This is a genomic window from Pseudoalteromonas distincta (assembly GCF_000814675.1).
Classification (GTDB): Bacteria; Pseudomonadota; Gammaproteobacteria; order Enterobacterales; family Alteromonadaceae; genus Pseudoalteromonas; species Pseudoalteromonas distincta.
Genome location: NZ_JWIG01000001.1, coordinates 303706 through 322824, shown reverse-complemented (window position 1 = coordinate 322824; position 19119 = coordinate 303706). Strand labels below are relative to the sequence as shown.

General features: G+C 38.9%; 19 protein-coding genes and 1 tRNA gene. 19 read left to right on the top strand and 1 reads right to left on the bottom strand.

The annotated features are described in order from the left end of the window. The first annotated feature begins 134 nt into the window (after window positions 1-134). Together pyrG and eno are read left to right on the top strand one after the other, a co-directional pair. Complete coding sequence (gene pyrG / locus QT16_RS01360; RefSeq protein WP_033020682.1) at window positions 135-1769, top strand: CTP synthase; 1635 nt, start codon at window positions 135-137, stop codon at window positions 1767-1769. A 112-nt stretch (window positions 1770-1881) separates the two neighbouring features. After that, window positions 1882-3180, top strand: coding sequence for a phosphopyruvate hydratase (eno, locus tag QT16_RS01355; protein WP_002958706.1), 1299 nt, complete (start codon window positions 1882-1884; stop codon window positions 3178-3180). Between the two features lie 192 nt (window positions 3181-3372). On the opposite strand, the gene mutH is transcribed toward eno, so the two are convergent. After that, the gene (gene mutH, locus QT16_RS01350) at window positions 3373-4044 is read right to left on the bottom strand and encodes a DNA mismatch repair endonuclease MutH (protein WP_039484775.1); all 672 of its coding nucleotides are present in this window, start codon (window positions 4042-4044) and stop codon (window positions 3373-3375) included. A 530-nt stretch (window positions 4045-4574) separates the two neighbouring features. On the opposite strand from mutH, the gene rppH reads away from it, so the two are divergent. The 17 genes from rppH (at window position 4575) to QT16_RS01265 (ending at window position 19043) form a co-directional block, all read left to right on the top strand. Then, window positions 4575-5093: an RNA pyrophosphohydrolase gene (gene rppH, locus QT16_RS01345; RefSeq protein WP_002958704.1), complete on the top strand. Its 519-nt coding sequence runs from the start codon at window positions 4575-4577 to the stop codon at window positions 5091-5093. A 30-nt stretch (window positions 5094-5123) separates the two neighbouring features. Next, complete coding sequence (gene ptsP, locus QT16_RS01340) at window positions 5124-7388, top strand: phosphoenolpyruvate--protein phosphotransferase (RefSeq protein WP_002958703.1); 2265 nt, start codon at window positions 5124-5126, stop codon at window positions 7386-7388. 90 nt (window positions 7389-7478) lie between these two features. After that, on the top strand, window positions 7479-8288 hold the full coding sequence (locus QT16_RS01335; RefSeq protein WP_002958702.1) for a sulfite exporter TauE/SafE family protein: 810 nt from the start codon (window positions 7479-7481) through the stop codon (window positions 8286-8288). Window positions 8289-8301: 13 nt separating this feature from the next. After that, the gene (gene lgt, locus QT16_RS01330; protein ID WP_039484768.1) at window positions 8302-9105 is read left to right on the top strand and encodes a prolipoprotein diacylglyceryl transferase; all 804 of its coding nucleotides are present in this window, start codon (window positions 8302-8304) and stop codon (window positions 9103-9105) included. A 10-nt stretch (window positions 9106-9115) separates the two neighbouring features. Then, window positions 9116-9967: a thymidylate synthase gene (locus QT16_RS01325; protein ID WP_002958700.1), complete on the top strand. Its 852-nt coding sequence runs from the start codon at window positions 9116-9118 to the stop codon at window positions 9965-9967. A 23-nt stretch (window positions 9968-9990) separates the two neighbouring features. Beyond that, on the top strand, window positions 9991-10869 hold the full coding sequence (gene galU / locus QT16_RS01320; RefSeq protein WP_024594910.1) for a UTP--glucose-1-phosphate uridylyltransferase GalU: 879 nt from the start codon (window positions 9991-9993) through the stop codon (window positions 10867-10869). A gap of 700 nt (window positions 10870-11569) precedes the next feature. Further along, window positions 11570-12253, top strand: a complete 684-nt coding sequence (locus QT16_RS01315) for an SPOR domain-containing protein (protein WP_039484761.1) — start codon at window positions 11570-11572, stop codon at window positions 12251-12253. A 107-nt stretch (window positions 12254-12360) separates the two neighbouring features. Continuing rightward, a complete protein-coding gene (locus QT16_RS01310) occupies window positions 12361-12951 on the top strand; it encodes an SPOR domain-containing protein (RefSeq protein ID WP_039484757.1) in 591 nt (196 codons plus the stop codon). A 48-nt stretch (window positions 12952-12999) separates the two neighbouring features. Further along, a complete protein-coding gene (locus tag QT16_RS01305; RefSeq protein ID WP_039484754.1) occupies window positions 13000-13593 on the top strand; it encodes a FlgO family outer membrane protein in 594 nt (197 codons plus the stop codon). Between the two features lie 13 nt (window positions 13594-13606). Further along, window positions 13607-14308: a FlgO family outer membrane protein gene (locus QT16_RS01300; protein WP_039484751.1), complete on the top strand. Its 702-nt coding sequence runs from the start codon at window positions 13607-13609 to the stop codon at window positions 14306-14308. Between the two features lie 8 nt (window positions 14309-14316). Further along, window positions 14317-14991 carry a FlgO family outer membrane protein gene (locus tag QT16_RS01295; protein WP_039484748.1) on the top strand — a complete coding sequence of 225 codons (675 nt, stop codon included), beginning with the start codon at window positions 14317-14319 and terminating at the stop codon, window positions 14989-14991. A gap of 72 nt (window positions 14992-15063) precedes the next feature. Then, window positions 15064-15138 (top strand) — tRNA-Arg (locus QT16_RS01290). Between the two features lie 258 nt (window positions 15139-15396). Then, a complete protein-coding gene (locus QT16_RS01285) occupies window positions 15397-16635 on the top strand; it encodes an integrase domain-containing protein (RefSeq protein ID WP_039484745.1) in 1239 nt (412 codons plus the stop codon). Between the two features lie 10 nt (window positions 16636-16645). Then, window positions 16646-17446 (top strand): DUF6387 family protein, encoded by an 801-nt coding sequence (locus QT16_RS01280; RefSeq protein WP_039484742.1) that lies wholly within the window; start codon window positions 16646-16648, stop codon window positions 17444-17446. Window positions 17447-17569: 123 nt separating this feature from the next. Beyond that, on the top strand, window positions 17570-17770 hold the full coding sequence (locus QT16_RS01275) for a helix-turn-helix transcriptional regulator (protein WP_039484739.1): 201 nt from the start codon (window positions 17570-17572) through the stop codon (window positions 17768-17770). Beyond that, window positions 17770-18150: a hypothetical protein gene (locus QT16_RS20395; protein ID WP_052201187.1), complete on the top strand. Its 381-nt coding sequence runs from the start codon at window positions 17770-17772 to the stop codon at window positions 18148-18150. Before QT16_RS01275 ends, QT16_RS20395 begins: the two co-directional genes overlap by 1 nt. Before the next feature lie 8 nt (window positions 18151-18158). Next, window positions 18159-19043: a hypothetical protein gene (locus QT16_RS01265; RefSeq protein WP_039484736.1), complete on the top strand. Its 885-nt coding sequence runs from the start codon at window positions 18159-18161 to the stop codon at window positions 19041-19043. Window positions 19044-19119 lie beyond the last annotated feature (76 nt).

The window sequence follows — 19119 nt, the reverse complement described above, 5'->3', positions numbered from 1 at the left end:
GTGCGCGTATTAGCTAATTTTAGCTGGATTGATAAGCAGTGTTTTGGTACAATTTCGCCCCGTCTTGATGATATACCCTTAGGCTCTTCTTTGGGTGTTATATTCCTTTTAATTCCTGATATTCTAGGGTTCGCATGAGTACAAAATTTATCTTCGTTACTGGCGGAGTTGTTTCTTCGTTGGGTAAAGGTATTGCCGCAGCTTCACTGGCCGCTATTTTAGAAGCCCGTGGTTTAAATGTTACCATTTTAAAGCTGGATCCTTACATCAACGTTGACCCAGGCACAATGAGCCCAATTCAACACGGTGAAGTTTACGTTACAGAAGACGGCGCAGAAACTGACCTTGATTTAGGTCACTACGAGCGTTTTATCCGTACCAAAATGACTAGTCGTAATAACTTCACACAAGGCCGTGTATATGAAGACGTATTACGTCGTGAGCGCCGTGGTGAATACCTAGGTGCTACTATTCAGGTTATTCCACATATCACTAACGATATTAAGCAACGTGTATACGACGGTGCTGAAGGTTATGATATTGCTATTGTAGAAATTGGCGGCACTGTAGGTGATATTGAATCACAACCGTTTATTGAAGCAATTCGTCAGATGGGAACTGAAATTGGCCGCGAACGCGCGCTATTTATTCACTTAACGCTAGTGCCATTTTTAGGCCCTGCCGGTGAAGTTAAAACGAAACCAACTCAGCACTCTGTTAAAGAGTTACGCTCAGTAGGTATTCAACCAGATATTCTTATTTGTCGTTCAGACCGTAAACTACCTAATAATGAGCGTGCAAAAATCTCATTATTCACAAACGTAGAAGAAAAAGCGGTTATTTCACTACCCGATGTAGACAGCATTTATAAAATTCCTGCGTTATTAAAAACACAAGAATTAGATAACTTTGTATGTCGTCGTTTTCACTTAGATCCACCAGAAGCTGATTTAGCTGAGTGGGAACAAGTACTTTATCAAGAGTCTAACCCAACGGGTGAAGTGACCATTGGTATGGTTGGTAAATATATTGAATTACCAGATGCGTACAAATCGGTTAACGAAGCATTAAAGCATGCGGGTCTTAAAAACCGCCTAACAATCAACATTGAATACGTAGATTCACAAGACTTAGAAAGCAAAGGTGTTGAATTACTTTCACACTTAGATGCTATTTTAGTACCGGGTGGATTTGGCGGACGTGGTGTTGAAGGCAAAATTTTAGCAGCTAAATATGCACGTGAAAATAAAGTACCATACTTAGGCATTTGTTTAGGGATGCAAGTAGCATTAATTGAATATGCACGTAATGTTGCAGGTTTAACGGATGCAAACTCTACAGAATTTAATGCAAATTCAGAAGCACCGGTAGTTGGCTTAATTACTGAATGGCTAGATGCTGAAGGTAATGTTGAAACACGTAGCGAAAAATCTGATTTAGGTGGCACTATGCGTTTAGGCGCACAAAAATGTCATTTAACGCCTGGTTCTAAAGTACATGGAGTATATGGCAGCGACGAAATTGTTGAACGTCATCGTCATCGCTACGAAGTAAATAATAACTTTGTAGAAATACTTGAAAAAGCAGGCTTAAGCTTTACTGGTTTATCAGAAGATAAAAAACTGGTAGAAATTATCGAAAATAAAGATCACCCATGGTTTATTGCCGCGCAGTTCCACCCGGAATTCACGTCAACGCCACGTGATGGTCATCCGTTATTTGAAGGGTTTGTAGCAGCTGCGCACATCCACCAAAAAGCGAATTCGTAATTTTAAAAGCCGTGCATATTGCACGGCTTTTTTGTTTTAAGGGCTGACTAAGCTATATAAAACGTAGTAAAGTTAGCTGAACTCACCATTTTGGGAATATAGAGGAATCAAGATGTCAGAAATCGTAAAAGTAATCGGTCGCGAAATTATGGACTCGCGTGGTAACCCAACTGTTGAAGCAGACGTACATTTAGCAGATGGTTCTTGGGGTCGTGCAGCAGCACCTTCAGGCGCATCTACTGGTACTCGTGAAGCATTAGAGTTACGCGACGGTGATAAATCACGTTACTTAGGTAAAGGCGTATTAAAAGCAGTTGGTTATATTAATAAAGAAATTGCTGATGCTTTAGCTGGTCAAAATGCATTAGATCAAAACGCTGTTGATAAAGTGATGCTAGATTTAGATGGTACCGAAAATAAAGAAAAATTAGGTGCAAACGCAATCTTAGCTGTATCACTAGCAACTGCGAAAGCAGCTGCACAGTCTAAAAAAGTTGAGCTTTATGAACATATTGCTGACTTAAATGGCACACCAGGTGTTTACTCTATGCCACTTCCAATGATGAACATCATCAATGGTGGTGAGCACGCAGATAACTCTGTAGATATTCAAGAATTCATGATCCAACCTGTTGGCGCTAAAAACTTCCGCGAAGGCCTACGTATGGGCGCTGAAGTATTCCACAGCCTTGCTAAAGTACTTAAAGCTGATGGTCACTCAACAGCGGTTGGCGATGAAGGTGGTTTTGCACCTAACCTTGCATCTAACGAAGCGGCTCTTGCTGCAATCAAAGTAGCTGTTGCAAACGCAGGTTACGAGCTAGGTAAAGATATTACTTTAGCGATGGATTGTGCTGCATCTGAGTTTTACGACAAAGAAGCAAACATCTACGATCTTAAAGGTGAAGGTAAAAAATTCACTTCTGAAGAATTTAACTTCTTCTTACAAGATCTTACTAATCAGTATCCAATCGTTTCTATCGAAGATGGTCTTGATGAGTCTGATTGGGATGGCTTTGCACATCAAACTAAACTAATGGGTGATAAAATCCAATTAGTAGGTGATGATTTATTTGTAACTAACACTAAGATTTTAAAACGTGGTATCGACAACGGTATTGCTAACTCAATCTTAATTAAGTTTAATCAAATCGGTTCTTTAACTGAAACTTTAGCTGCAATCAAAATGGCTAAAGATGCTGGTTTTACTGTTGTTATTTCTCACCGTTCTGGTGAAACTGAAGATTCAACAATTGCTGATTTAGCAGTGGGTACGGCTGCAGGTCAAATCAAAACAGGTTCATTGAGCCGTTCTGACCGTGTTGCAAAGTACAACCAATTGCTACGTATTGAAGAGCAATTAGGTGATAAAGCACCGTACAACGGTCTTAAAGAGGTTAAAGGTCAGTAATTCTATTTTATATAGAATCTAACTTTTAATTTTAGATGATAAAATCCTCGCCTATGCGGGGATTTTTTATGCCTGATACTTTTCCAAAGAGATGAAAATAAATTGTAGGCTTTAAGCTTGTTGATGTACGCAGCACTAAAGAGTGGAGCACAAAAGTATAACGCTTTACTCATGCTTTAACTTCTTACGCACTCATAGCTGAAACTGCTGCTTTAAAATATCACCTGTAAAACTGGTTTTTAAATAAAAACCACGGGGTAGGGTTTTAATTATTTGCCCATTTGGGCCAATAGCATCAGTGACTATTTTACTATGAGCAGCTTTAGGGCGTATTTGCATAGCATCGCCTAAATGGCCTGATATTTCGTCGACTCTACCTAGCGCAATTAGCTCCATTTGCTCTTCCCAGTCGCGTTGTAACAAAGCGTCTTGTTCAGGTGAAGGCTGCCAGAAAAAGCCGCTGCCGATAGTTCTGTCAAACGGCGCAATATCACGTTCGCTTAAAATTGGCAGCCATAAAACATGATTTAGTTTTTTACGCACAGAGCTGGTATGCCACGTCATTCCCGTCACGTTCATTAAAGGTGTAACCGATACAAACGTAGTTTCCAGTGGCCTACCTTTATAAGAAATAGGCAGTGTTTTTAGCTCAATTCCTAAATCTTCAAAATCGGGGAGGGGTTTTGAGCCTGCAGTAGCGCCTAGTACGTATTCAATGAGTTGCCCAGTCCAGCCTTTTTCACGTAGTAAGTCATCTGGCGTTTTAAAATGGTACTGATTTGCAAGTTGCCCAAGTGTTAATCCGGCAATACTGTTAACGCGCTGCATTAAGTCGTTTATTGAGTGTGGTTTTGTAGGTCGCATATTCTTAATTTCGGTTGTATAAATACCATAGCCATGATAGCAAATAGGCTAAGCCGTGGATATCTTTAGGGTTGTACGTTTTTTGCTCGTCTGTGGTTTGTGTTAATTTTGCACATATTGAAATTAAGCTACTTTACTTTAAGTTACTGACTCTGCAGGTTTTTTTAAATGTGCACGTTCAGTTTTGATTAAGCCATTTAAAAGTTGTAAGGATAAATACAACTATATGAACATGTTTATCCACAGAATCTGTGGAGAAGCTAAGTTTTAAGATCTAATATTGTGGATTTGTTTGCAAAATGAGCGTGTTTTACAAAAGTTATGCACAAACTGTGAGTAACTAGAGGAAAACAAGAACCGCAATAGCTTTGCTGAGTTATTTTCTAAATATTTACCTATTCTCTATTAATTTATCAACATACTAAAAGCTTAAACTTAGCTCACTAATTGGCTTGGGTATAATAGTATTTGCCGTATTGCGGCTAATGTGGAACAATCATTAAAAATCGACTTACAAATGAGGCACTAAGGTGATTGATGCCGAAGGTTTTCGTGCCAATGTCGGAATTGTGATTTGCAATAATCAGGGACAGGTTTTTTGGGCCAGACGTTATGGTCAACACTCTTGGCAATTTCCCCAAGGTGGTGTTGATGATGGCGAAACTGCAGAACAAACCATGTACCGTGAATTACACGAAGAAGTAGGGTTGCGACCAGAAGATGTAGAAATAGTCGCAAGCTCAAAACATTGGTTACGCTATAAATTACCCAAACGATTAATCCGCCGAGACTCTAGTCCGGTGTGTATTGGGCAAAAACAAAAATGGTTTTTACTAAAATTACGCTGTAAAGACGAAGATGTAAATTTACTTAAAACCCATCATCCAGAGTTTGATGATTGGCGCTGGGTAAGTTATTGGTATCCTGTACGACAGGTTGTATCGTTTAAACGGGATGTTTATCGACGAGTAATGAAAGAGTTTGCTCCTTTCGCTATGCCTTTTAATAAGAGAGAACAACATAAAGATCATTGGCGAAGTAAAAGGTAGTAATTTCTCGATACAATAAAGGAGCAGGGTATGCTGGCTACACTGAGATCTATTGCGGAGTCTGTATCGCGACAAGCGAATTTAGACAGCGCATTAGTGTGCTTTGTGCAAATGGTTAAAGATGCCATGAAAACCCAGTGCTGCTCCATTTATTTTGCAGATTACAGCCAAGACAATTTTGTACTTATGGCAACCGAAGGACTAAACCCCGATGCGGTAGGTAAGTTTAGAATTGGTTTTACCGAAGGTTTGGTTGGCCTAGTAGCGCAACGCGAAGAGCCTATTAATATTGCATTTGCTAAATCGCATCCTCGTTTTAAGCTTTCCCCCGAAGTAAATGAAGAAGGCTACAACGCTTTTTTATCTGTACCCGTTGTTCATCAAAAAAAAGTACTGGGTGTTATTGTTGTTCAACAAAAAATGGCACGTGTATTTAGCCAAGACGAAGAGTCGTTTTTAATAACGCTTTCTGCTCAACTTGCTTCACAATTAGCGCATGCTGAAATTAAAGAAATACTCCGCCAAGATGAGTCATCTCATCAAACGTCTGTTTTAAAAGGCGTATCGAGCGCGCCTGGAATAGGTATAGGGCAAGCATTTGTTGTATTACCAAAACTCGATTTTAAATCTATTGAGCTTTTAAAAGACAGTGACGTTACTGAGCAGCGCCGTTTGTTTACTCAAGCTGTAGCTGCAACACGCAAAGAATTTAATACCCTATCTATGACGCTAAGCGATTCTATTCCGCACGAAGCTCTTGCGGTATTTGATGTGTATCAACAACTGCTTGACGCTAAAAGTTTAGGGCATAATGTTGAAATGCAATTACAAGAAGGCTGGTGTGCTAAAAGCGCCCTAAAAATTGTAATAGAGCGTTTAATATCTCAATTTAATGCCATGCAAGACCCTTATATAAAAGAGCGTGCTGTTGACGTTAAAGACATTGGTCTTCGCGTATTACATCATCTTGTAAATACCGAGCACGCTGTTAAAAATTATCCGGCCAACACTATTTTAATTGCTAATACCTTAACACCCGCCATGCTAGCTGAGGTGCCAAAAGGTCACTTAACAGGCGTTGTAAGCGTAAATGGCTCTGCAAATAGCCATGCCTCTATATTAACGCGTGCGATGGGGATCCCTGCCATTTGGGGTATAGAAGATTTACCTCTACTGCAGTTTAATGGCAAACCGATGATTTTAGATGCATTTGCTGGGCGTTTATATATATCGCCTTCGCAAATGTTGATGGATGAATACACAGAGTTACAGCATCAAGATAACCTACTTAATAACCGCTTTTTAGCAGAGCAAGACTCAGAATCAATTACGCTTGACGGTGAACATGTTAGCTTATTATTAAACGCAGGCCTTGAGCTTAATACCGAGCAAAGTAGCGCGCATATTTGTGACGGTGTGGGGCTTTATCGAACCGAAGCGTGGTTTATGCAAAAAGGTCAGTTTCCTTCGCAATCAGAGCAAGAAAACTGGTACCGAGAAGTACTAACTAGCTATCATCCTAATCCTGTGGTTATGCGTACATTGGATATTGGGGGCGATAAGGTACTCGATTACTTTAACATTACCGAAGAAAACCCATTTTTAGGTTGGCGTGGCATTCGTATTAGCCTTGATCATCCAGAGTTATTTTTAGATCAACTAAAAGCGATGCTTAAAGCAAACATTGGTTTGGGTAATTTAAAAATAATGCTCCCTATGATCAGCGGCACTGAAGAAGTTGATGAGTCACTTGCGTTATTTGAACAGGCTTATTTTGAGTTAAGTGAAAAATACCCAGAGCAAACCATAGAAAGACCCGACATAGGTATAATGCTAGAGGTACCTTCAAGTGTATTTATGCTTCCAGAGTGGTCAAAAAAAGTCGATTTTTGCTCAGTAGGTAGTAACGATTTAACACAGTATTTATTAGCAGTAGACAGGGCTAATGCACGAGTTGCCGAACTTTTTAACCCTTATCATCCGGGCGTACTCAGGGTACTAAATAAAGTAGCGCGTGAATGTGAGCAATATGAACTGCCATTTAGTTTGTGTGGTGAACTAGGCGGCGATCCTGAAGGGGCTATTTTGCTTATTGCCATGGGTTACAGGCGCCTTAGTATGAATTTATCATCGCTTAATAAAGTTAAATGGGTACTTAGGCGTTTAAATGTTAGTGACATGGAACAACTATTAAGTGAATGCTTAGCGCAATCTACAGCCAAACAAGTACTACGTTTAACGCGAAGCTTTATGCTAGAGCATAAATTAGGTGATTTGTTTTACACTCCTAAATAAGCTTATACGCCTAATTAATTGCAATACACAGATGCTATTAGTTTTATAATCCTTTAATATATAAACCTTAAAAGGGTATTTGAGATTACTATGTATGACTTAGGTTTGTTAGTCGCAAGCTGCGCACTACTAGGCTGTATTGTTGGGTTTTTAGCTGGGTTACTAGGCATTGGTGGCGGTTTAATTATCGTTCCAGTTCTAAGCACTCTGCTACTGTCATTTAATGTAACGTCAGCTGATCATGTATTAGTAATTGCTATTGCAACCTCACTCGCTTCTATTTTATTTACTTCAACGTCTTCAGCGCTGGCTCATCATAAAAATGATAACGTGCCTTGGGATATAGCCCCATGGGTTATGTCGGGCGTGGCTTTAGGTGCACTTATTAGTGGCTTTGCAGCAAGTTTAATCCCTGAACAAATATTGCGTACAGTGTTTGCTATAAGTGTTGTATTTATTGCAGCAAGAATGGTGCTATCCGCGCGTAATAAACCGATGTCAGATAAACCGTTACCGGCAGGTCCTATTTTAGGTGGATTTTCTGCGATAATGGGCGGATTATCAGGTTTAATTGGTATTGGCGGTGGTGCTTTAATAGTACCTATGCTTAATTATTTTTCGGTTGATATAAAAAAAGCAATTGGCTGCGCAGCCGCGTGCGGAATTGTTATAGCATTATTTGGCTCTATTGGTTACATCAGCGCAGGTTGGCATGTTACCGATTTAGAGCATGGTTTTGCTGGGTTTGTTTATTTACCTGCATTATTTGGAATTGTTATTACCTCGTGGTTTGTTGCGCCTATTGGCGCCAAAGCAACTCACTATTTACCTGTTAATACAATTAAAAAAGTTTTCGCGGTGCTGCTTGTAGTTATCGCAATTAAAATGGTTTTTAGCTAAAGGTTTATTTTTTATGGCACTTGAGTTTCCTCAAATTGATCCAATTATTTTTTCTGTTGGACCGCTAAGCGTACGTTGGTATGGCTTAATGTATTTAATAGGTTTTGCATTTGCGATGTGGTTTGCAAATCGTCAAGCATCAAAGCCAAATTCGGGTTGGACTAAAGAGCAAGTAAGCGATTTACTGTTTTACGGCATGTTAGGGGTAATACTAGGCGGGCGTATTGGCTACGTATTGTTTTACCAGTTTAGTTACTTTATAGAAAACCCACTGTATTTATTTAGAATAGACCAGGGCGGTATGTCGTTTCATGGTGGAACACTTGGCGTTATAACTGCCGTCGCAATTTTTTCGTGGACGCGTAAAAAGTCGCTTCTTCAAGTGGGCGACTTTGTTGCACCACTGGTTCCTGTAGGGCTTTTAGCTGGACGTATTGGTAACTTTATAAACGGTGAATTATGGGGCCGAGTTACCGACGTGCCATGGGCAATGGTATTTCCAACGGGCGGTCCGCTTGCGCGTCACCCATCGCAATTATACGAAGCATTTTTTGAAGGCCTAGTGCTGTTTTTAATCCTGCAATGGTTTATTAAAAAGCCACGCCCAGCAGGCAGTGTAGCCGGTGTATTTTTATTAGGCTATGGCGTGTTTAGATTCTGTATTGAATATTTCCGCCAACCTGATGCACAATTAGGTTTATTTGCAGACTTTATTTCAATGGGACAAATACTTTCGTTACCTATGATAGTGGGTGGTTTAGGCTTGTTAATTTGGGCATATAAGAAACCACAACACGTTACACCAGCTAAGGCATAATAAGAAAAGCATGAAACAATATTTAGAATTATGTCAGCGTATTGTTGACGAAGGGCAGTGGGTCGAAAATAAACGTACAGGTACGCGTTGTTTAACCGTTATCAATGCTGATTTAGAATACGATGTGGCTAATAATCAGTTTCCGATGATCACTACACGCAAAAGTTACTACAAAGCAGCGATTGCTGAATTGCTAGGATATTTACGCGGGTACGACAGCGCTGCGCAATTTCGTGAAATTGGCTGTAAAACATGGGATGCTAACGCAAACGATAACAATGCATGGCTTAATAACCCTAACCGTAAAGGTGAGGATGACATGGGGCGTGTTTATGGCGTACAAGGCCGTGGTTGGCAACGACCAGATGGCTCAACGCTTGATCAGCTTTCAAAAGTTATTAATAACTTAAAAAATGGCATTGATGACCGTGGTGAAATAATCACGTTTTATAATCCAGGTGAGTTTGAGCTTGGTTGCCTGCGCCCGTGTATGCATACACACACTTTTTCGTTACTTGGCGATACGCTATATTTAACGTCATACCAGCGAAGCTGTGATGTGCCACTTGGCCTTAATTTTAATCAAATTCAGTGTTTTGTGTTGCTTGCGCTAGTGGCTCAAATTACCGGCCACAAAGCGGGTAAGGCGTATCATAAAATTGCTAATGCACATATTTACGAAAACCAACTTGAGCTGATGCGTGATGTGCAGTTAACGCGTGAGCCATTTGCATCACCTCAGTTAAAAATTAATCCAGAAATTAAATCATTAGAAGACATAGAAACGTGGGTAACACGAGACGACTTTGAAGTAACAGGCTATCAATGCCACGAAGCGATTCAATATCCATTTTCAGTATAATAAAAGATTAAGGAAAACATAAAATGAAAGCAGTGATCCCAGTAGCAGGCCTTGGTACTCGTATGTTACCAGCCACTAAAGCAATTCCTAAAGAAATGCTGCCAGTGGTAGACCGTCCTTTAATTCAATATGTAGTAAACGAAGCCGTTGCTGCAGGCATTAAAGAAATAGTGTTAGTAACTCACTCAAGTAAAAATTCAATCGAAAATCATTTCGATACGAGCTTTGAACTAGAAGCTACTTTAGAAAAGCGTGTAAAGCGGCAACTACTTGCCGAAGTGCAAGCAATCTGCCCTAAAGACGTAACCATTATTCACGTACGCCAAGGTGAAGCAAAAGGCTTAGGCCATGCTATTAGTTGTGCTGCGCCTATTATTGGTAACGAACCGTTTGTAGTTATTCTACCGGATGTAATTATTGACGATGTAGAGAGCGATCTTAAAAAAGATAACTTAGCAGAAATGATCGCTAATTTTGAGCAAAACAAGCATAGCCAAATAATGGTTGAGCCAGTACCAATGGATGAAGTAGATAAGTTTGGTGTGGTTGATTTAGGCGATGTTGACCTAAAGCAAGGTGAAAGCTCAGCAATCTTTAATATGGTAGAAAAACCGCCAGTAGACGAAGCACCATCTAACTTAGCTGTAGTGGGTCGATACGTATTAAGCGAAAACATATGGCCGTTACTTGCAAAAACTCCGCAAGGAGCAGGCAATGAAATTCAATTAACTGACGCAATTGCGATGTTAATGGAACACGAAAAAGTAGATGCATACGCTATAAAAGGCCGTAGCCACGATTGTGGAAGTAAAATTGGTTATTTAAAAGCGACTATTGAATTTGCACTTCGTCGCGATGAATTTGCTGATGAATTAAAGTCATTTATTAAAAAACTGATTTAACAGTTAATGTAAATCATGAAAGGCGCCTGTATCGGCGCCTTTTTTATGAGTTTTATCAGGGCCTGTTTATCTTTCGAGGTTAAATTTGCAACAGGCTGTTTGGTATTTAGGCAAGGCAGAGCCTATGTAATGTGGTTATTCCCCATAAATAGGCGATAACGTAGCATAGATGCCAAACATGCGCTGCCCGAAGGGTTCTGCCCCGGGGCAATTTACTCTTTGTTGCCTACATGGATGTAGGTAAGGGGCGTGAGCAGGACGCGGAAGCTTTACTCGGTTTTTACTTATTCTTACAGGGATGTAAGTCAGTAGAATAACGCAGGAGCAGTTATCGAGCCCACTAGGTTACAAACCTCGCGCCGCGATTAAATGGCCCCTAGATTGAACAAATTTTAATCCTGAAAGGTCAACAGGCCCTAGAATAAAATAAGGAAAGGAATAGCTCTAAAATAAAAGTTTTTAAGTCATTACAGACATATTGTTATTTATGTTGTAAAGTTTGTGTTAACTGGCATTGAATTTGTATTAAATAATGCTCTCAAGGAAGGGTGGGAGTATGCAACGTTGTGTTTTACAAAACACTGACAAGCATGCGAAGAGCTAAGTTTTATAGCTCACAGCTTAAATAAAGTTAAACGCTTTCTTGTGAGAATGTTTAACTGAAATGTAGTGAAAACACTGCTTTCAGGACAGCAAATACATGTTTATATATAAAAAAAATAACATTGGGCTTTTACTTAGCTTGCTAATGCTTTTATTTGGCACAGCATGCAGCGTTACGCCTGAAATAAAAACCATTGACGAACAACCTCAAAGTAACTCGCCAGACTACGTGTCAATTACAGCCTTGGAGCTTGCTCAACTAAAAGATGCTGCAATGCAGTGGCAACAAGCACGCGAAGGTATAGAGCGAATTTTAAGATTAGAAAAAGAAATAACTTACCTCGTAAATCATATTGATATTATAAACAGCAAAGCTATTGCGCAGTCTAATCAAGGGTATAGCAGCAAGTCTGTACGCTCACCTCGAAACACACGTAATGCTAAATCACGCCAACAAGTTAAACAAAACTACAGCAATAAAAAACAAGCTGTAAAATTAAATAAACCAAAACATGTATTTGCTTTGCAGGTAGCTTCGGTTGACTCAGAGCAAGGTGTGGCTAAAGCATGGCAAGAGCTAAATACTAAAGCAGCACCGTTGTTTAGAGACAAAATATTGACTAACGTAGAAACCGCCAAGATAAACGACAAAATGTTTTACAGACTAAAACTTGGCTCTTACCAAAACTTTAAAAATGCAAAAGCAGATTGTGACGTATTCAAGCTGTATAAACTCGATTGCATAGTAAGTAACTACACCGATAAGCCAGTAAGGCTGTAGTTAAGAAACTTGCTTAAAAATTGTTTATCCATAAAATACACCCTTCATAATTAAATACGTTTAGGGGATAAACAACCCCCTAAACAACGTCATTTTAGGGAAGTTAAATGTTATTAAAATGGAGTTTAGAATGCATGATGCTAATGGGTGTACTTGTTTTATCTGCATGTAACTCATCTCAACAAGTTAAAGTGACTCAAGCAACCCCGCAACCGATTCTTATTCAAAAGTCTGATTTAGAGCAGCTCAAAATCTCTGCTGCACAATGGGAAAGCTCTCAACCAAAAGTAGAGGAGCTACTCAAGTTAGAAAATAAATTAACGCAGCTTGCTACTAATCTAAAACAACTAAATGATTCTGATGCTCTAAATACTCGTGTAAATGATGAAGTTAATAACGAAAGTATATTAAAAACCCACACGGCATTGTTTGCTTTACAAATTGCCGCTTTTAAAAATAAAAATGCATTGCAAAAGAAGCTCAGCGAATTCCAAGAAAAAATACCACAAAATATTATCTCACCCACTGAGATAAATGTAGAAACTGTAAGTGTTAATAACACAACTTTTTATCGATTGAAGTTAGGTGCTTATAGTAATTCAGCGGACGCAAAAAGTGATTGTTTAGCCCTTATAAAGCAACAAGTAACATGTTTTGTTAGCTATTATGTTCAACAACCTTACAGAAGTACGATATAGGCATACAAATTGCTTCATCCTCAGTATGTTTTGAAGAGGATGGCAATTATGCGCCTTTTACTGCCTTTATTATTTTTAAATTTAGCTGCTTGTAACTTGGTGCCACCACCAGAACCAAGTGTGCCTACAAATGCATCTAAAGCGGCCATGGCTCCTTTTACGGTTAATGATTATGTAGTTAATTTAACGTCGCAACTTAACCACCTAAATGGAGCGTTAAATGCTAATGCACGTGTTGGCGTTAGTAGCTTCTTTTATGCAGATGCACTAGATACAAAATTAGTGACAGGGCAGGCCTCAGGCTTAAGTCAGCAGATCCAAGAAAGTCTGCTTACACAATTTACTCAACTGGGTTATCACACCGTTGAGTACAGACTTGGGAATAACCTCTCTTTATCAGAAAACTCAGACAGTATTTTAAGTCGCGATTTAAGTAAATTACGAAACCGCCAAAATATTGACTTAGTTATCACAGGAACAGTGACTCGTCAGCAGCATGCATACATAGTTAATGCACGGCTTGTGAATATTGAAAATAAACAAGTGCTCTCTGCGGGAAGTACCGAGATCCCAATTAATGTAATGTGGGGCAATGAAAAAATACAGCAACGCGATGGCTACTTATACCGCAGCGAATACTAATCAGGAGCACAAAATGAGAAACCTATTAATTACCCTCTGTTTACCTTTGGGCTTTGGCTGTTCGCATATACTAAATGGTATGAATACAGGTACAGACGAGGCCCAGGTTCAAAATAATAACCAAACAATGCAACTCGTTAATAATCAGCGTGATGTTGCAGATCCAGTATCCAATGACCGTTTATTTCAATCGGACTTTGCTCAAAAAAATAGTCATACTAAGCCGACTCCGCCAATGCGAAAGAACATAAATCATTATGTACGCGGAATAATGCAAGACATGGTTGAAAATCTGCAATATGTTAATGGAAAAACACCATTAGCTGTTTCAAGTTTTGTATTTTTAGATGATGATTTTAATGACAGTAGTTTACTGGGTAATCAAATATCAGAAAGTTTTATGCACGAGCTACATAATTTTGGTATACCCGTTATTGACTTTAAAACAACCGACTACATGCGTGTTACACCTGAAGGAGACTTTGTATTTAGTCGAGATTATTTAGAGCTTAACCAAGATCAAAACTTTAAATACGTACTCGCTGGAACATTAGTGAGTAGTCAAGGAGGAGTCCTTGTAAATGCACGTATTATTGGGCTGCAAAGCAAAGCCGTAGTAGGCACTGCGCAAGGTTTTATTCCGCAGTCAGTTGTTGATGCACTTAATAGTAACTACCGCACTGATGGCATAATGCTTAAGCAAGCAAGCAAGTGAGGCTAACTATGTCGTATATACTAATTACTATCGTTGGATTTACTACTTTAATTGGGTTAACAGGCTGCTCAATGACGCATAATAATGAGCATAACGAAAGCACAACACGAACAGATTACACAGTAAACGGTGGTAATGATCAGCTTAATATTGCTTATAATAATCAAGCGATACAATCGCAAGTTGAATACGATCCATCTCAGCAGTTCACACCACTTAAGCACCATAAAACACTTGCTAACTATGTAGAGCAAATGGCACTTGATCTGGTTGATACGCTTGAGTATGAAAGTGATACCGACACCAATATTAATATTGCCGTTACTACCTTAGTAGATCTTGATTCATCGCTTACTAAAAGCAACCAATTGGGTAATCAAATTTCTGAAACGTTAATTCATCAGTTACAAAAGTTTGGTTATGGCGTGGTTGATTTTAAAACAACCCAAACAATAGATGTAAATAGCCGTGGTGATTTTGCATTTTCGCGTGATATTGAAAAGCTTAGCGAAGAGCAAATGGCGAGCCATGTATTAGCGGGTACATTAATTTATCGACATGATGCTGTTGTTGTAAATACACGTGTAATTAATGCGCATACAAAAAAAATCGTCGCGAGTAGTCGAAAACTAATCCCAATTTATGTACTAAATAAAGAAGATATATACTTATCAAGTAATTAAGTTCAGTTGTCGCTTGATATAAAAAACCAGATGCCGTTATAATTCACACCTCTAAGCACACAGCTTATTTGTGGCCTCTTAGTTAAATGGATATAACGGCCCCCTCCTAAGGGGCAGTTGCAGGTTCGATTCCTGCAGGGGCTACCAATTACTCGTTTCATTGTAATTCATCGCAATTCAAAAAAACTATCAAGTGCCATTTTTAAAGGCTTCTAGGCTTTCATCTTGTTTCAAGAGGTATCGCTATAACTCATTTTTTTAGTTACACTGGATGTTACACCGAACCAATGATGACTTGTTGGTGTAACATAAATATGTAACCAGATGAAATTTAAAGAAAGAAAAAATTTTTAGGTTTTTCTTACTTTCTAAGCGCTGGTTGCCCGTTCGACAGTGGAGCGTTAAATGCCTAAATTAGTTACCCCATTAAATGACACGCAAATCAAAAAAGCGAAGCCAAAAGAAAAGGAATATCTCTTAGCAGATGGCAAAGGTCTTGCTCTTCGAGTTAAGCCCAATGGATCAAAAATGTGGTTATTCACTTACTCTAAACCCTACACTAAAAAAAGAGCTCAAATTAGTTTTGGCATGTACCCAGATGTGACCTTATCTGATGCTCGCACAAGCAGAGCTGAGGGCAGAGCTTTATTAGCAAAGGACATTGATCCCAAAGAGCATAAAGAGGCATTTGCTAACGATAAAGCTGCTGAAGCTAAAAATACATTTGAAGCAGTTGTTAGAGAGTGGATAGCCTTAAAAGAGCCAAAAGTAAGCGCGCGATATGCTTTTAATTTGCGTCGCGGCTTTGAGCTTCATCTTTTCCCGTATTTAGGTAAGGTACCAGTAAGCAAGTTATCGGCACAGCTTACTATTGAAACCCTAAAGCCATTAGCTGCTGCTAACAAGTTAGATATTCTAGGCCGCATATGTCGTCGGATTAATGAGGTCATGGAGTTTGCTATCAACACTGGCCGAGTGCAATCTAATAACCTAAGCGGTATTAGTAAAGCGTTTGGTACAGCTACTCATAAAAGTATGGCATGTGTTAAACCAGAGGAACTGCCAAAGCTCATTAGTATTGTAAATAATGCCAGTATCAAGTTAATGACCCGATGTTTATTTGAGTGGCAGCTACATACAATGGTTCGTCCTGGTGAAGCTGTCGGTACTGCGTGGCATGAAATAGACTTTGAAAATAAACAGTGGAATATACCTGCTAAGCGTATGAAAAAACGCAAAGCTCATTCAGTGCCACTAACACCCCAGGCTATAGTTTTACTTGAATATTTAAAACCAATAAGTGGCCATCGAGAATTTGTTTTTCCAGCAGATAAAGACCCTCGAAAGCACCTTAGCCGAGAAACACTAGGCGCGGCTCTAAGGCGTATGGGTTTAAAGGGCAAACAAACAGCTCACGGTTTAAGAGCATTAGCAAGTACAACATTAAATGAACTTGGCTTTGACGCAGATGTAATTGAAGCGGCACTGGCCCATGTAGATAAAAACAAAGTACGAGCTGCTTATAACCGAACCGACTACCTAGAACGCAGGCGAAAAATGATGTGCTGGTGGTCTGAACATATTGAAGAAGCGAGCAGGGGAAATTATTCTGTTACTGGTAATCAGCATTTAAAAGTAATTTAAGGAGATGGTTTTGAAACGAATAAAGTCAAGGAAAGATATACCTTGGTTCGATATCAACAATTATGATTACATTAGAAATATAGATGATATTGCTCTATTAGAAGAAGTAATTATGCGAACTTGCATATACGAACATGCGGGTGAAGGGCGAATCGATAAATCTGGTAATTCATTTATATGGAGTGAGATATTGAATGGCCAACCAGATACTGAGCAGTCATTTAACAACGAACCTTTTGATCCCAAAATATCTCAGCGCTCAGAGTTAAAACAGCAACAACTGAAAGTACTTAGCTCAAATGAAGCTGTTAACCCTGTTCCTTGTGCTATGTTGGATCACTACCACTCAAGACTTAAAGAAAAAGAAAATCAGCAAAAGTTATCAGCTAAGGATAATGAGCAAGAAATAATTAAATTTAGTTATTCAGATTTTATGGGTGACTCTTCTATTATTTGTAATATTGGTTTAGATAATTATACCGATGATGAAATATTAATGGCGCTCAAACACCACCTGCCTTTGTGGAGGAAAGATTTGAATATTTCAGAACCTAAGAAACGCTTTATTAAGCCTGCTGAAATTGAAAAAATAAGAGATTACAGAATAATACCATTTTTAGATCTGATGATTTGGGAGAGGGATATGGATGTTACTATCTCAAAGAGTGTTATGGCCACTTGTGTTTTTCCTGATGGTGAGATTGGTGAAGTAGACTTAGCAAACAGAAATGGCAAGGTTAATAACCTCTTAGATATAATTTTGAGTGAAGACTTCTCAGTGCAAAAATCTACAAGAAATTTTGATTATTAATTTTATAAGGTATTTTAATAATTCCATTTTTTAGTTAAAAAAAATATTTTTATTTCACTCTCGTTCATTTTTTCTGAATCTCTAACATTCGCCTTGAACTAAAACGAAACAAGGCGAATCTCCATGAACAACAAAATATTACGTTTCCAAGAAGTAACAGAACTCACCGGTTTGAGTCGTTCTACTATTTGGCGCAAAGAGCGATTAGGTGTATTTCCAAAAAGAAAACAGCTAGGTTTAAACTCAGTTGGCTGGCTTGAAAGTGATATTCAACGCTGGGTCGAGAAACTACCATGTAGCAATATCTACAAAGGGGCAGCATAATGTGTGCTGTAAGCGGTAGTAACGCCGCAAGCCCTGCTCCTAAAAAGCCGCAGTCCAAAACAGAGCGAGCTAACCTATATATTCTTGTTCATCCTGAGGGTGCGACTGAATTAGATATTTTACGTAATGCTGGTTTATCAAGTGGAAGAAACTACTTTACAGATCTTGAGCGCGAGTTCGGATTCAAATTTATACGCGAAAAAATACCAAACTCAGATGGTATCGGTGGTCATTTAAAATATAGTTTTAGCTCATTAGATATTGCTGAAACTATCATAAAAGCCATAAATAAAAGCCGTATTAAACGCAAATTAGCTGAGTTCACACCAGAGCAAACAACTGAACTTTTAAAGCCAATAAAGCACCTCCTGGGAAGCTAGGAGGTTATATGGTTAAGCTTATTGACTTAATTAAGCGTGGTGATGTAATTAGTATTACTAACGGTCAATTAAATATTACTCCAAAAAGTGGAAAGCCGGTTCCTAGTAACTGGCTCCACATCTATCAAAACACTTTACTAAGCCAGTTAAGCTGTGTGATCGCACAGCCTATATACCAGTTTAGACAGTTTAAAGTTGGACGATATTTGAGTAAATACGATGGCCTAACAATGAGCTTTACTGATTTGAGTTTCCACGAAGATTACTACACAATTTTTAACGTATCATTGGATCGTAAAAAAAAGTCAGGGCGCTTAAATGGAAAACTTTTTAATCCACCAGCACAAGGAGCGTTACTCAAATTCTGGAGTTGCTCAAACTTACCAAAACCAAGAAGGCCAAGTGAACTTTATAAAAAAATAAATATTATGAAAAACTACCTTTGGCAAGCAGAGATAAGGAAAGGGAATAAACTCGACTCTAAAACACTTTGCTTAGCAAACATAACATATCAGCAAATTATAGAAGCGGTTAATCGTGGCGTTTTAGCGACAGGCGAAGGGCAAAACGGTGGCACTCTTGCGGCACTTAGCCGTGGCAATATAGCGGGGCATGTTTATGGGGCATTGAACAGTGGCAGCGAAAATGCTAATAGCCATATATATCAAGGCACAGAAAATGGTGAGACTACGAGTATGAGTAACTACGTATATTGTGAATCACGGACATTAAATAATACGGAGTTTCATAGCCACGGTATAAGTAAACAAGGTAGTACGGTAAAAGGTAAAGCTATACCCCCTTATATAGAGCAACAAGAGGGAATATATTTAAAACGAAAACCACAAGAGCAAACTGTAGCCGAGTGGCTAGATGATTACGATAATGCTTAGCAGTTGTTGTAAACTTTAATATTGCAAAAATATCACTTGTTTACCTGTGCTAAAAACGCTTTTTATAAACGGAACA